Raw genomic sequence first — 12,779 nt, 5'->3', positions numbered from 1 at the left:
GACGCGGTCAGGACAGCGTGAGCTGGCGCAACGCGCCCCCGGCGTCGACCCGGTAGAGGTCGAGGCGGTTGGCGCCGGCGGCGAAGAGCCGGTCGTCGGGGAGGAACGCGGCGAACCGCCGCCCGCCGGCGTCCGGTGGCACCACCGGCACGACCGCGCCGACCGTCCCGTTGACCGCGACCGCGAGCCGGGTGCCGTCCGGCACCGAGTCGGGCACCGTCCCCCAGACCAGCGCGGGCAGCCCGCGCGACGGGTCGACCGCGTCGAACGCGGCGCGGTTCGCCACGGTGGCCGATCCGCCGGCCGGCACGGTCCCGACGCGCGTGCCGACAAGCGGGTCGGCGGGGGGCGGCGGCAGCGGCGCGGGCACCCCGCCGGTGATCGTCACCGGCTGGCCGGGCCGGTCGTAGAAGCGCTTGTCGGTGCGCTGGCGCGGGGCGGCCTCGGCCGAGACGCCGTCCATCCGCCACGGCACCCGGACGTGGGTCTCGTCGGCGATGGTGGGCAGCAGGTCGACGTGCTCCCAGTTGCGGTCGTCCACCCGGCCGGCGTGCTGGCCGGGCTCCTTGACGAACATCGGCACCCACGCCACCTGGTCGGCGGCGTGGTCGATGGCGCCCATCCCGCGTCCCTGCCAGTCCCGGCGGAAGCTGACCCCGTGGTCGGCGGTGACCATCACCAGCGCCTGGTCGTAGAGGCCGGTGGCGCGCAGCGTACGCAGCGTCTCGCCGATCAGCCGGTCGGTGTAGCCGAGTTGGGCCAGGTGCCGGGCCCGGGCCAGGTCCACCCAGCCGGCGCCGTCGTTGGGCAGGTCCTCCGGGGCGTCGTAGTGCGCGCCGGACGGCAGGTACGCCCACGGCGAGTGCGGCATCAGCAGGTGCAGGAAGTGCAGCGTGGGGCGGTCGGCGGGGCGCAGCCCGGCGAGGAAGGAGGTGAACCGGGCGGGCTGGTTGTCGTCGAGGGTGTCCCAGCGGAACTTCGGGTCGTCGGGCACCGGCTCGGCGGCGTCCAGTCCGGCCTCGGCGGCGGTCTGTTCCCGGTAGGAGTCCTCCGGGTCGATCCGGCTGTCCACCGGCGCGGCGAGTTGGCGCAGCAGTGTGCCGGTCTCCCGGGCCAGCGCCCCGAAGCCCTGTGGCGGGCTGGCCGGTTGCTCGCAACGGCTGGGCGGGCAGAGCCGGGTGATGCTCTCCTCCGCCTTGATCTGGTAGAGGCCGCCGAGCGCGGTGAACAGGTTGTCCGGGTACTGCGAGTAGTGCGGCGCGACGCCCCGCTCCGGGTAGCGGCCACTGAGCATCGCCGGCAGCGCGTAGGGCGTCCAGCCGCTGACCCCGGTGGCGTTGCGGTACCAGGTCGATCCGTCGGCCAGCGCGGCGAAGTTCGGGTAGCGGGTGGCGTCGATCCGCCCGTCCGGGCCGAGCAGCGACACCAGCGGCAGCTCGTCCAGCACGATCATGACCACCGGCGGGTGGGTGCCCGCCCCGGCCACGCCGGCCGTGCCGCCGTCCCCTCTCGGCAGCACCACCGCGGAGGCCGGCGACGCGAACAGGAACAGTCCGACGAAGACCGCCGGGCCGATCGCGGCCACCCGCAGCACCCGGCGCAGCGCCCGCCACCGCCGGTGCGCGACCGCCGCGGCGGCGCCGGCGCCGCCGGCCGCGAGCAGCAGCGGTACGCCCCGCAGCGGCGTGAGGTGCCGGCCGACCTGGACGGCGAGCGCGGCGAGCAGCAGCCCGACGAGCGTGGTGTGCACCGCGGCGCGGGTGGCCCGGCCGCCGAGCAGGGACAACGCGCCGAGCGCCGCGACCGGCAGCGTGGGCGCCACCGCGATCAGGGCGACCAGGAGCAGCACGTCGCCCCGGGTGGCCCGGTGGAACAGGAAGAAGTCGGGGCTGCGGCCGAGCACGTCCAGCAGCGGCTGGGTGACCACCAGGCCGATCAGCGCCACCACCTCCGCCAGCCGTGCCGCCTCGGCCCGCCAGGCGACCCGCCGCCGGAGCGTCCCGGTGCCGGCGGAGCGTGCCCGCGGTGGCGCGAGGGTGCCCTCAGCCACCCACCACCACCTGGTGGAGGGTGCGGGTGCCGGAGGGCAGCTCGGCGCGGGCGACCACCCGTCCGTGCCGGGCCAGCAGCGCCTCGAACACCTCCGGCCGGTAGTCCGGGAAGAGGCCGTCGGGCTTGTTGGCCAGCAACCGGCGGGCCATCGGGTCGTCCGGGTGGACGAACTCGACCACCAGGCTGCCGCCGGTCTCGGTGTGCGCGGCGAGCTGGTCCACCACCTCGGGCAGCGGCACGTTCCGGCCGATCGCCAGGTGGTGCACGACGGCGAGGGCGAGCACCACGTCGGCGCGGGCCCGGTCGACGAACGCGGCCCGCTCGACGCCGCGCCAGCCGCCACCTGGCGACGGATCCGCCAGGTCCATCACCAGCGGCAGGATCCGCTGCTCCCCCTCGTCGCGCAGGGCGCGGTAGAGGACGTCGACCACGGCCGGGTCCTGCTCGACGGCGACCACGTGCGCGGCGTGCCGGGCGGCGATCCGGGCGTACCGGCCGTCGTTGGCGCCCAGGTCCAGGGCCGAGCCGGGCGCGGTGGCGGCCACCGCCCGGTCGACGAACGCCTCCTTGACCTGCCGGTCCGGCACCGAGTAGGCGCAGGTGCGCTGGTAGTCCGACCAGTGGCTGTCGCCGGGCCGGTGGTCGAGCCGGCGGATCAGCCGGGTCAGCCCCCGTACCGTGGCCAGGGCCAGCTCGCGGGAGAACCCGGCGGCGCGCAGTTGGGCGCGGACGTCGCTGGTGCTGGCCCGGGAATTGCGGGCCTGCATGGCGCCGTGCAGGTGCACGTGGGTGGGCACGCCGGCGCGCCAGCGGCGGACCCCGGCGAACAGCCGGCGCATCTGGTCCGGTTCGACGCCGTCGACGCGGGCCCGCAGGAACGGTTGGAAGTCCAGCCCGAGGTGGGCCTGGATGAGCAGCGGGTAGAGCAGGCTCTGGCAGAACTGCCGGTAGCCGGCCCAGGGTTCGCCGTCGCGGTGCGCCTCGAACGAGCCGACGTCGATGAAGACCGGCCGGGCGCCGCGCCACTGCACGTTGTAGGCCGAGCCGTCCTTGGTGGTGAAGCCGGCGTCCAGGGCGGCGCGCAGCACGTCCAGGTGCAGCAGCGCCGCGTCCCGCAGCATCGCGTACGACCATTCGTAGGGGTGCGAGACGAACGGGATCCGGTCGTGGCGCAGCACCGCGGCCCAGGGCGCGTCGACCGGGGTCGGCGTCAGCTCCTCGGTGCCGACGACGTGGCCGGCGGCGGTGAGGTCGCGGAAGAAGTCGGTGGCGGACAGCGCCCGCCAGTCGCGGGCGGACCGCTCGTCGAGCCCGCGCAGCACCTCCGCGCCCCGGTGGTAGACCCGGTTGCCGGGGTCGCGGAAGGAGCCGGGGTCGACGCGGACTCCGGTGTCGGGGACCGTCACGCCGTCAGCCCTGGTCGGTGGGCTGGCGACGGAACCGGGTCACCAGGCGCCGCCAGTAGAGCTTGGCGGTCACCGCCACTCCGGCCACCCCGCCGACCACCGCCTGCACGATGAGACTGCCGGATCCCGCGTCCAGGTAGGCCAGGTGCGTCACGGCTGCTTTCCCTTCCTTCGCCGGTTCATCGCTGTCCGCCCGGTATGCGAGTTATTTTACGCCAAAGGCGGACCCGTCCCCTACGGTACGCGGTCGACCGGATACGCGCGGGCACACCGGGCACTCCTCGCCCGTCCGATCCGTTCAAGACGGCCGGCGTCGCGTGGGCCTACCGTGGCGGACATGACAGCGCAGTTCGACCTCGTCGGGACGGTCGTCACCGACATGGCCCGCACCCTCGACTTCTACCGCCGCCTGGGGCTGCCGGTCCCGGCCGGCGCCGAGACGGAACCGCACGTGGAGATCACCCTGCCCAACGGCGTCCGGCTGGCCTGGGACACCGTCGAGACGATCCGGAGTTTCCATCCCGGCTTCACGCCGCCCACCGGCAGCCCACGGATGAGCCTCGCGTTCCGCTGCGCCGACCCGGCCGAGGTGGACCGCTGGTACGCCGAGCTGACCGCCGCCGGCCACCACGGGGAGCTGCCGCCGTGGGACGCCTTCTGGGGGCAGCGGTACGCGGTCCTGCACGACCCGGACGGCAACGGCGTCGACCTGTTCGCGCCGCTGGCCACCGACTGAGCCGGGGCCGCACCGGTCAGTCGACGGGCGGGGTGAGCAGGCGGGTCGGCGGCACCCCGGCCAACTCCCGCACCTCACGGGTGAGGTGGGCCTGGTCGGCGTACCCGGTCCGCACGGCGACCTCGGCGAGCGGCACGCCGGCCCGGGCCAGGCCCAGCGCGCGGCCCATCCGCAGGATCCGGGCGAGCGTCTTCGGGCCGTACCCGAAGAGGGCCCGGCTGCGCCGGTGCAGGGCACGCGGGCCGAGGTTGACCTCGGCGGCGGTCGCGGCGACCGTCGCCCCGGCGGCCAGCCGGGCGGCCACCCGGACGCCGAGCGGGTCCGGCCCGCCGGCCGCCCGCAGCCGCGCGCACGCCACCTCCTCCAGGATCGCGGCGCCCGCCGCCGACCAGCCCGCCACGGTCAGCACGGCGGCCGGACCGGTCGGGTCGGCCGCCGCCGCCTCGATCCGTTCGGCCAGGTCGGCGGCGGCGCGACCCCACAGGTCGGCGAGCGGGACGCGGCGGTCCCGCAACTCCTCGGCGGGCAGCCCGAACACGGCCGGCCCGACACCCGGGGGCAGGCGCAACCCGATCCACCGCTCCCCCGGCACCGAACGGCCCACCTGCGCGGTGCGGTCCGGTCCCGCCACGAGCAGCCCCACCCGGCTGGACCAGAGCAGGTCCAGGCACCCGTCCGGCAGCACCCGCACCGGCCCGTCGCCGGACGCGACGCTCGCCCATCGCACGGCCCGCCGGACCCCCACCGCCTCCCGTTCCCGGTACACCATCGCCACCCTGCCACCTCACGTCGATCATGAGGCTGGCGGGCACGCGCCGGGCCGGTCAGCGGCGGTGGTGCATGGCCAGGCGGAGCAGGAGGAAGCGCAGCGCGGTGGCGGCCAGGTTGGCCGTCACCAGCACGGCCACCTCGGCGGCCCGGGACGCGGTCGTGGTCGCGTGCAGGACGGCCAGGGCCCCGCTGGTCAGGGCCAGGCCGAGCGCGAACGCGAGCATCCCCTGGAGGTGGTGCCGCCCGGCGTGCCGGCGGCCGGTGACCCCGAAGGTGAGCCGCCGGTTGGCCGCCGTGTTGGCCACCGCGGTCAGCAGCAGCGCCAGCAGGTTCGCCGGTTGCGCCCCGAGCGGTCCGCGGGCCGCCACGAAGAGCAGGAGGTACGCCAGCGTGCTGGCCACCCCGACGGCGGCGAAGCGGGCGAGCTGACCGGGCAGCCCGACCGGCACCTGCGCCGGCGGCGCCGGAAGCGGCGCGCGGCCGAGCTGGGAGCGCAACCGGGCCAGCGGCAACGCGCCGGTGAGCAGCGCCCGGCCCAGCCGTCCGATGCCCCGCAGGTCGGCAAGGGCGGTGGCGACGATGTCGACCCGGCTGTCCGGGTCGTCCACCCAGTCCACCGGCACCTCGTGGATCCGCAGCCCGGCCCGCTGCGCCAGGACCAGCAGCTCGGTGTCGAAGAACCAGCCGGTGTCCTGGACCAGCGGCAGCAGCTCGGCCGCCACGTCGGCGCGGATCGCCTTGAAGCCGCATTGCGCGTCGGAGAAGCGCGCCGCGAGCGCACCACGCAGCAGCAGGTTGTAGCCCCGTGAGATGACCTCCCGCTTGGCGCCCCGGACCACCCGGCTGGCCCGCGCCAGCCGGGTGCCGATGGCCAGGTCGGAGTGGCCGGACAGGAGCGGGGCGACGAGCGGCAGGAGCGCGGCCAGGTCGGTGGAGAGGTCCACGTCCAGGTACGCGAGCACCGGCGCGGGCGACGCGGACCAGGCCACCCGCAGCGCCCGTCCGCGCCCCTTCTCGGCCAGGCGCAGCACCCCCACCTCGGGCAGTTCGGCGGCGAGCGCCTCGGCCACCGCCCAGGTGCCGTCGGAGCTGGCGTTGTCGGCCACCGTGATCCGGAACGGGTACGGGAAGTGCGCGGTCAGGTGCGCGTGCAGCCGCCGCACGCAGGGGCCGAGGTCGACCTCCTCGTTGTGGACCGGCACCACCACGTCCAACACGGCGGTGGCGGCGGTGGGCCGGGCGTGCACCGCGGCCCGGGGCTCAGGCGTACGGGTCATGGCTCAGCCCTCGCTGCTCAGGTCGTAGACGGTGGCCCCGTCGACCGTGGTCGCGGTGAAGGTCTCGGCCACCCAGGCGGCGATCTCGGCCGAGGCGCTGCTGCCGCCGTTGGCCCGGAACCCGCCGCCCCCGATGAAGTAGTGGATCTTCCCGGCGGCGACGTACCGCTGGAACTGTTCGAGCGTCGGCGACGGGTCGCTGCCGTTGAAGCCGCCGATCGGCATCACCGGTTCGCCGGTGGCGAGCTGGTAGCCGGACGCGTTGTTCGAACCGACCGTGGCCGCGACCCAGGTGTAGTCCGTCGCGTCGGCCTTGAGCAGCGCCGTCATCTCGGCGCTCGGCTCACGGGCGTCGAGCAGTCCACCCATGCCGCCGCCGCGCGTGCCGCGACCCCCGTCCTGGCCCGTGCCGCCGTCCCGGCCACCGGGGGCGCCCGGCGCCTGGCCGCCGCCCGGAAAGCCGGGAAACCCGCCGTTCTGACCCGCGCCGTTCTGACCCGCACCGTTCTGACCGGCGCTGTTCTGACCACCGGGGAAGCCGGGGAACGCGCCGTTGCCGCCGCCAGGGAAGCCGCCCGGGAAGCCGGGGAACTCCCCGCCGCCCGGGCTCCGCCCACCGGGAAAGCCGCCCCGGCCGGCGGGACCGAAGCCGCCCGCCACGACGGGACCCGCGCTGGGAATCGAACCGGTGTGCGGTGTCGACGCGGTCTGCCAGGCGTACGCCGCCGGCCCCGCCATCCCCGCCACCACCCCCACCACCGCAACCACGGCCACCCCCCACCGCGTCCACCGCCGCGCGCCCCGACCCGGGGTGATCAAGGAGTTCGCGTCGCCGTGCGACCCGCTGCCCGACGCGAACTCCTTGATCACTGGACGGGTCCGGGGGGTGCGGAGGTCGAGGAGGATCAGGAGGAGCGCGGCCGTCAGGCCGGTGGCCAGGATTGTGGGGCGCAGCCACGGGTGCCAGTCGGGGGTGCGGTCGAGCAGGCGCCACGACCACCAGACGGTGGCCGCGAGCGTGCCGGCCAGGATCAGCGTGGCGGCGTGTCCACGCCACCGGCCGGGCGCGGTCCGGGCCCGCCAGAGCATGGTGACCCCGATGCCGACGAGCGCGCCGACGGCCGGCGCGAGGGCCACCGTGTAGTAGGCGTGGAAGATGCCGGACATGAAGCTGAAGATCAACCCGGTGACCAGCAGCCAGCCGCCCCAGAGCAGCAGGCCGGCCCGCCGCCGGTCGGTACGCGCCGCCCGCCCGGCCAGCCACAGGCCCGCCGCCAGCAGGATCAGCGCGGCCGGCAGCAGCCAGGAGATCTGCCCGCCGACCTCGGTGTCGAACATCCGCAGCGGGCCGGTCTGCCCGGAGAACGGTCCCCCGCCTCCGCCGCCCGGTCGGCCGCCCCCGCCGACGCTGCCCACCTCGTCGCCGGTGATCCGGCCCAGGCCGTTGTAGCCGAGCGTCAGCTCCAGGATGCTGTTGTGCTGGGAGCCGCCGATGTACGGGCGGGCGCTCGCCGGCACCAGCTCCACGAGCGCCACCCACCAGCCGGCGGAGACCAGCACGCCCAGACCGGCCAGCAGCAACTGGCGGATCCGTCGTCCCGGGCCGGTCGGCGCGGCCAGCAGGTAGACCCCGGCGAGGACCGGGATCACCAGGAACGCCTGGAGCATCTTGGTGAGGAAGCCGAAGCCGACAAGCACGCCGGCCAACACGAGCCACCTGGTGCTCGCCGTCTCGACCGCCCGCACCGTCGCGTACGCGGCGGCCACCAGCAGGAACACCAGCAGCGCGTCGGGGTTGTTGAACCGGAACATCAGCGTCGCCACCGGGGTGAGCGCGAGGACCGCACCGGCGAGCAACCCGGCGGCCGGGCCGTACCAGCGGCGCACCGAGGCGTACAGCACGCCGACCGACGCGACGCCGAGCAACGCCTGCGGCACCAGGATCGACCAGGCGCTCAGCCCGAAGACGCGCACCGAGAGAGCCATCAACCAGAGCGAGGCCGGCGTCTTGTCGACGGTGATCGAGTTGGCCGCGTCCGAGGAGCCGTAGAGGAACGCCGTCCAGCTCTCCGAGCCGGCCTGCACGGCGGCCGAGTAGAACGCGTTGCCCCATCCCGAGGCGCCCAGGCCCCACAGGTAGAGCAGCCCGGTCGCCACCAGGAGGGCGAGTAGGGCCGGGCGGGCCCAGCGCGGGTCACGGCCGGCCGGCGGGCCCGCCGGGGCCGGCGTCGGCCGGGGTACGGGGTGGGCGGCCGGATCGGTCTCGGGCGGACCGGTCTCGGGACCGGTCGCGGCCGGGCCACCGGTCAGCAGGCTCTCGGTTCTGTCCATGCCGGCAAGCTTCGGAGAGCCCGCTGACCCGCCCCCGTGAACGACCTATGCGTCCGCTGTGGATCGCGGCAGCCACACCGTGAACGCGGTGCGGCCGGGACGGCTGGCCACCTCGACCCGGCCGTGGTGGGCCTCCACCACGGCGGCCACGATGGCCAGGCCCAGGCCGGTGCTGCCGTGTGCCCGCGAGCGGGAGCTGTCCCCCCGGGCGAACCGCTCGAACACCTCCGCCTGTAGGTCCGCCGGGATGCCCGGTCCGTCGTCGGTGACACGGAGTTCGACGCCGTCCGGGACGGCCGCGAGGCGGGTGGTCACGGCGGTGCCGGCCGGGGTGTGCACCCGCGCGTTGGCCAGCAGGTTCGCCACCACCTGGTGCAGCCGGTGGGGGTCGCCGGTGACGGTGAGCGGCTCGTCGGGCAGTTCGAGCTGCCAGCGGTGCTCCGGCCCGGCCACGTGCGCGTCGCTGACCGCGTTCACCGCCATCGCGGTGAGGTCGACCGGCTCGGCGGTGAGCGGGCGGCCGGAGTCCAGTCGGGCGAGCAGCAGCAGGTCGTCGACGAGGCTCGTCATCCGGGTGCTCTCCGACTCGACCCGGCGCAGCGCGTGCGCCACGTCCGGTGGCACCTCCTGCCGTCCGCGCCGGGCCACCTCGGCGTAGCCCCGGATCGCGGCCAGCGGCGTGCGCAGCTCGTGGCTGGCGTCGGCGACGAACTGGCGTACCCGGGTCTCGCTCGCCTGCCGGGCGGCGAGCGCGGCGGCGACGTGGCCGAGCATCCGGTTGAGCGCGCCGCCGACCTGCCCGACCTCGGTGCGCGGGTCGGTGTCGGCGGCGGGCACCCGGACCGACAGGGCCACTTCGCCCCGGTCCAGTGGCAGCTCGGTGACCCGGGCGGCGGTCGCGGCGACCCGGTTCAGCGGGCGGAGCGTGCCGCGGACGATCAGGGCGCCGAGGCCGCCGGCGATGACCAGCCCGGCGCCGATGACCCCGGCCTGGGCCACGAGCATCCACATCACGGTGTCGTCGACCCGGGCCGTCGGGATCGCCAGGACCAGCACGTCGCCGTCGCCGCGTGGGGAGGTCACCGCGATCGCCCGGAAGTCTCCCCGGTCCCCGACGTCGACCGTCCGGGGACGGTCGTCCGGGGTCACCCCGGCCAGGTCGGCCAGATCGGCCGCGGACACCGCCTCGGTGGCGCCGCTCTCGGTCCGGACCTGCCCGGAGGCAGCGCCGGTGGGCGGCACCCGGGCCGCGATCGAGCCGGGCGGGAAGCCTCCCGGTGGTGCCGGCGCCGCCTCGCCCGCGGGCGGGACGGGCGGGCTCGCCTGGTTGGGCCGGGGCGGATCACCGCCGCGGCGGACCCAGTGTTCCAGGTCGGCCGGGCGGCGGTCGCCGAAGGTGAGCTGGTTGTCGATCTGGCCGATCAGGAAGTGTCGCAGGGCCACCGTGGTGAGGCCGCCGATGCCGACGCTCACCAGCGCCAGCAGCGCCACCACGGAGAGCACCAGGCGGCGGCGCAGCGACCAGCCGGCCAGCCGCCCCCGCAGCCGCCCCGCGACGTCACTGCGCGGGCTTGAGGACATAACCCGCGCCACGCAGCGTGTGGATCATGGGTGTCCGGCCGGCGTCGATCTTCTTGCGCAGGTACGAGATGTACAGCTCGACCACGTTCGCCTGGCCGCCGAAGTCGTAGTTCCACACCCGGTCCAGGATCTGCGCCTTGCTGAGCACCCGGCGGGGGTTGCGCATCAGGTAGCGCAGCAGCTCGAACTCGGTGGCGGTGAGCGTGATCAGGTCGTCGCCGCGGCGTACCTCGTGGCTGTCCTCGTCGAGGCTGAGGTCGCCGACGGTGAGGACCGCCTCCTCCCGCGCGGCGACCGCGAAACCGGTGCGGCGCAGCAGGGCGCGCAGCCGGGCGATCACCTCCTCCAGGCTGAACGGCTTGGTCACGTAGTCGTCGCCGCCGACGGTGAGCCCGGCGATGCGCTCCTCCACCGCGTCCCGGGCGGTCAGGAACAGCACCGGCACGCTCGGTGCCTGCTCCCGTAGGCGGCGCAGCACCTGGAAGCCGTCCAGGTCCGGCAGCATCACGTCGAGCACGACGGCGTCCGGCCGGAACTGGCGGGCCGTGCTGATCGCCGCCATCCCGTTGCCGGCGGCGGCCACCTGCCAGCCCTCGTAGCGCAGGGCCATCGAGAGCAGGTCGGTGAGCGTCGGCTCGTCGTCGACCACCAGCACCCGCACCGGCTCGCCGTCGGGTCGGCGCAGCTCGATGCGGCCCTGCGCGGCCTGCCCGTTCATGACCATGCTCCCCATCGTGGGCGCACCCGCTGTACCGTCGCTGTCCCGATCCTGTGTACCAGCTGTGCGCGCGGCGCGCGGTGGATCCGGGCTCACTCGGTGACGCCGAACGGGTCGCTGCGCACGTAACGCATCGTCCACCCGTCCGGGCCGACCCGGTCGCCGCGCTCGTAGAGATGGTCGGCCACCCCGGCGGCCGGCTGATCGGGGTGGCGCAGGATCCACCGGGGCGGCGGCGAGCCGTCCGGCCCGGCCGGCAGGTCCCGGATCAGGCCGCCGGCCGGGCCGCCGACGAACCGCACGCGCACCACGTCCATGCCGCGCCTCCGTCCCGTCCTCGACGTCCTCCGCCGCGAAGCTACCCCGGAACGCCGTACACCCCGGGCGGTTTGCACAGCTCGGGGCCCGGGTAGCGGATGCGGGGGGATGGGACGAGGGCAGGGAGTGGTCGATGAGGACGCTGGGCGGGCGGTACGAGCTCGAACAGCGAGCCGCACTGGGTGGCATGTCCGAGGTGTGGCGGGCACACGACCGGGTGTTGGACCACACGGTCGCCATCAAACTGATCTCACCCGGCCTGGACGGCGACGCCGGCTCGGTGGAGCGGATCCGGGCCGAGGCCCGCTCGGCGGCGCGACTGGTGCACCCCAACGTCGCGAGCGTGCACGACTTCGGCACCGCAACGCTGCCCGACGGGCGGGCGGTCCCGTACATCGTGATGGAGCTGGCCGAGGGTGAGACGCTCGCCGCGCACCTGCGCGCCGGCCCGCTGGACTGGCGCATCGCGGTGCGGGTCTGCGCCGAGGTGTGCGCCGCGCTGGCCGCCGCGCACGGCCACGGCATCGTGCACCGGGACGTGAAACCGGCGAACGTGATCCTCACGCCGTCCGGCGTGAAGGTGCTCGACTTCGGCATCGCCACCCCGGCCGGGGCGCCGGACCACACGCCGGAGGGGATCGTCGTGGGCACCCCGGCGTACCTGGCCCCGGAGCAGCTCGACCGGCAACCGGCCACCCCCGCCGCCGACATGTACGCCCTGGGCGTGCTGCTCTACTACTGCCTGACCGGCCGCCTGCCCTACGACGCCGACAGCGCCACCCAGTTGCTCGGCGTACGCCGCCGCCGGCCGCCCCGGCCGCTGCCGGAGATCCCCGGGCTGCCGTCGGAGGTGGCCGAGCTGTGCGCGCGCTGCCTCGACTCCGATCCGACGGCGCGACCGACGAGCGCGATGGCCGCGCTGCTGCTGGCCGAGGCGGTCGACGCCCGCGTCTACGTGCCGATGACCGTGCTGCTCCCCCGCCAACCCGCCCCACAGGTGTCGCCGTGGACCCGCCGGGCCGCCGCGGAGACGACCGAGGCGATGGCCCTGGAGGCGGCCACGAGCGGTCGGGTGCGCTGAGCGTACTCCCTGATCGGCCGCGGTTTCGCCGGTCGGCGGCCGGGAACGCCTGCCGGTGAGTGACGGGAGGAACGCGATGCCGGATCCGAGTTCCTGGCTGGCCGAGACGGCCACGGCGACCGCGGCGGGCGGTCACGTACGCACCGACGACGGCGGTCTCTCCTCCGCCCTGGCGTCCCCGCTGGCGCCGCACTGCACCGGCCTGACGCCGGAGCAGCTCCTGGCCGCCGCGTTCGCCTCCTGCCTGCACCACGCCGCGGTGGAGGCGGCCGGCAAGATCACCGATGAGGCGCACACCGTGCAGGTGACCGCCGAGGCGCGGCTGGGCCGCGACGACGACGGCCGCTACCGGGCCGACGTGCACGCCGAGATCTCCTCGGCCGGACTCAGCCGCGAGCAGCTCGCCGACCTGGTCGCGTACGCCGACCGGCTCTGGCCGTTCTCCAGCGGCGACCCGAGCCGCCACCGGCTCACGGTCACGCCGGCCGAGAACGGCCGGCACTGAGCG

The 12,779-nt window shown here is 75.5% G+C and carries 12 protein-coding genes; 3 read left to right on the top strand and 9 right to left on the bottom strand.

Features of this window, described 5'->3' with window-relative positions:
• Positions 1–7: 7 nt before the first annotated feature.
• Genes O7619_RS17185 through O7619_RS17175 form a run of 3 tightly spaced genes read right to left on the bottom strand, consistent with a single transcriptional unit; the run spans position 8 to position 3,612 of the window.
• The gene (locus O7619_RS17185) at positions 8–2,050 is read right to left on the bottom strand and encodes a sulfatase-like hydrolase/transferase (protein WP_282281963.1); all 2,043 of its coding nucleotides are present in this window, start codon (positions 2,048–2,050) and stop codon (positions 8–10) included.
• Positions 2,043–3,458: a methyltransferase domain-containing protein gene (locus O7619_RS17180; RefSeq protein WP_282281960.1), complete on the bottom strand. Its 1,416-nt coding sequence runs from the start codon at positions 3,456–3,458 to the stop codon at positions 2,043–2,045. The genes O7619_RS17185 and O7619_RS17180 overlap by 8 nt, the downstream gene beginning before the upstream one ends.
• Before the next feature lie 4 nt (positions 3,459–3,462).
• A complete protein-coding gene (locus O7619_RS17175; RefSeq protein ID WP_282281957.1) occupies positions 3,463–3,612 on the bottom strand; it encodes a hypothetical protein in 150 nt (49 codons plus the stop codon).
• A 183-nt stretch (positions 3,613–3,795) separates the two neighbouring features.
• On the opposite strand from O7619_RS17175, the gene O7619_RS17170 reads away from it, so the two are divergent.
• Entirely contained in the window at positions 3,796–4,194 is a 399-nt protein-coding gene (locus O7619_RS17170) for a VOC family protein (RefSeq protein WP_282281956.1), read from the top strand.
• 16 nt (positions 4,195–4,210) lie between these two features.
• Here O7619_RS17170 and O7619_RS17165 read toward each other — a convergent pair whose 3' ends face one another.
• From O7619_RS17165 to O7619_RS17140, 6 genes are all read right to left on the bottom strand, one after another.
• Positions 4,211–4,963 carry a helix-turn-helix domain-containing protein gene (locus O7619_RS17165; RefSeq protein ID WP_282288854.1) on the bottom strand — a complete coding sequence of 251 codons (753 nt, stop codon included), beginning with the start codon at positions 4,961–4,963 and terminating at the stop codon, positions 4,211–4,213.
• A 55-nt stretch (positions 4,964–5,018) separates the two neighbouring features.
• A complete protein-coding gene (locus O7619_RS17160) occupies positions 5,019–6,242 on the bottom strand; it encodes a glycosyltransferase (RefSeq protein WP_282281954.1) in 1,224 nt (407 codons plus the stop codon).
• A 3-nt stretch (positions 6,243–6,245) separates the two neighbouring features.
• Positions 6,246–8,573 carry a glycosyltransferase family 39 protein gene (locus tag O7619_RS17155; protein WP_282281953.1) on the bottom strand — a complete coding sequence of 776 codons (2,328 nt, stop codon included), beginning with the start codon at positions 8,571–8,573 and terminating at the stop codon, positions 6,246–6,248.
• 45 nt (positions 8,574–8,618) lie between these two features.
• On the bottom strand, positions 8,619–10,154 hold the full coding sequence (locus O7619_RS17150; RefSeq protein ID WP_282281952.1) for a HAMP domain-containing sensor histidine kinase: 1,536 nt from the start codon (positions 10,152–10,154) through the stop codon (positions 8,619–8,621).
• Positions 10,132–10,887 carry a response regulator transcription factor gene (locus tag O7619_RS17145; protein ID WP_282281951.1) on the bottom strand — a complete coding sequence of 252 codons (756 nt, stop codon included), beginning with the start codon at positions 10,885–10,887 and terminating at the stop codon, positions 10,132–10,134. Before O7619_RS17145 ends, O7619_RS17150 begins: the two co-directional genes overlap by 23 nt.
• 77 nt (positions 10,888–10,964) lie before the next feature.
• Positions 10,965–11,189, bottom strand: coding sequence for a hypothetical protein (locus O7619_RS17140; RefSeq protein WP_282281950.1), 225 nt, complete (start codon positions 11,187–11,189; stop codon positions 10,965–10,967).
• Between the two features lie 134 nt (positions 11,190–11,323).
• Between O7619_RS17140 and O7619_RS17135 the strand changes: the two genes are divergently transcribed.
• Both O7619_RS17135 and O7619_RS17130 read left to right on the top strand, forming a co-directional pair.
• Entirely contained in the window at positions 11,324–12,271 is a 948-nt protein-coding gene (locus O7619_RS17135) for a serine/threonine-protein kinase (protein ID WP_282281949.1), read from the top strand.
• A 76-nt stretch (positions 12,272–12,347) separates the two neighbouring features.
• Positions 12,348–12,776 carry an OsmC family protein gene (locus O7619_RS17130; RefSeq protein ID WP_282281948.1) on the top strand — a complete coding sequence of 143 codons (429 nt, stop codon included), beginning with the start codon at positions 12,348–12,350 and terminating at the stop codon, positions 12,774–12,776.
• Positions 12,777–12,779: the final 3 nt, after the last annotated feature.

Source organism: Micromonospora sp. WMMD998 (genome assembly GCF_029581235.1).
Classification (GTDB): Bacteria; Actinomycetota; Actinomycetes; order Mycobacteriales; family Micromonosporaceae; genus Micromonospora.
This window is presented reverse-complemented; position numbering and strand designations above follow the sequence as displayed.

What these genes read in the sequence shown, in the direction of transcription:
- O7619_RS17170 (WP_282281956.1), top strand. Translation starts at nt 3,796, where the DNA reads ATGACAGCGCAGTTCGACCTCGTCGGGACGGTCGTCACCGACATGGCC.
- O7619_RS17165 (WP_282288854.1), bottom strand. Translation starts at nt 4,963, where the DNA reads ATGGTGTACCGGGAACGGGAGGCGGTGGGGGTCCGGCGGGCCGTGCGA.
- O7619_RS17160 (WP_282281954.1), bottom strand. Translation starts at nt 6,242, where the DNA reads ATGACCCGTACGCCTGAGCCCCGGGCCGCGGTGCACGCCCGGCCCACC.
- O7619_RS17155 (WP_282281953.1), bottom strand. Translation starts at nt 8,573, where the DNA reads ATGGACAGAACCGAGAGCCTGCTGACCGGTGGCCCGGCCGCGACCGGT.
- O7619_RS17150 (WP_282281952.1), bottom strand. Translation starts at nt 10,154, where the DNA reads ATGTCCTCAAGCCCGCGCAGTGACGTCGCGGGGCGGCTGCGGGGGCGG.
- O7619_RS17145 (WP_282281951.1), bottom strand. Translation starts at nt 10,887, where the DNA reads ATGGGGAGCATGGTCATGAACGGGCAGGCCGCGCAGGGCCGCATCGAG.
- O7619_RS17140 (WP_282281950.1), bottom strand. Translation starts at nt 11,189, where the DNA reads ATGGACGTGGTGCGCGTGCGGTTCGTCGGCGGCCCGGCCGGCGGCCTG.
- O7619_RS17135 (WP_282281949.1), top strand. Translation starts at nt 11,324, where the DNA reads ATGAGGACGCTGGGCGGGCGGTACGAGCTCGAACAGCGAGCCGCACTG.
- O7619_RS17130 (WP_282281948.1), top strand. Translation starts at nt 12,348, where the DNA reads ATGCCGGATCCGAGTTCCTGGCTGGCCGAGACGGCCACGGCGACCGCG.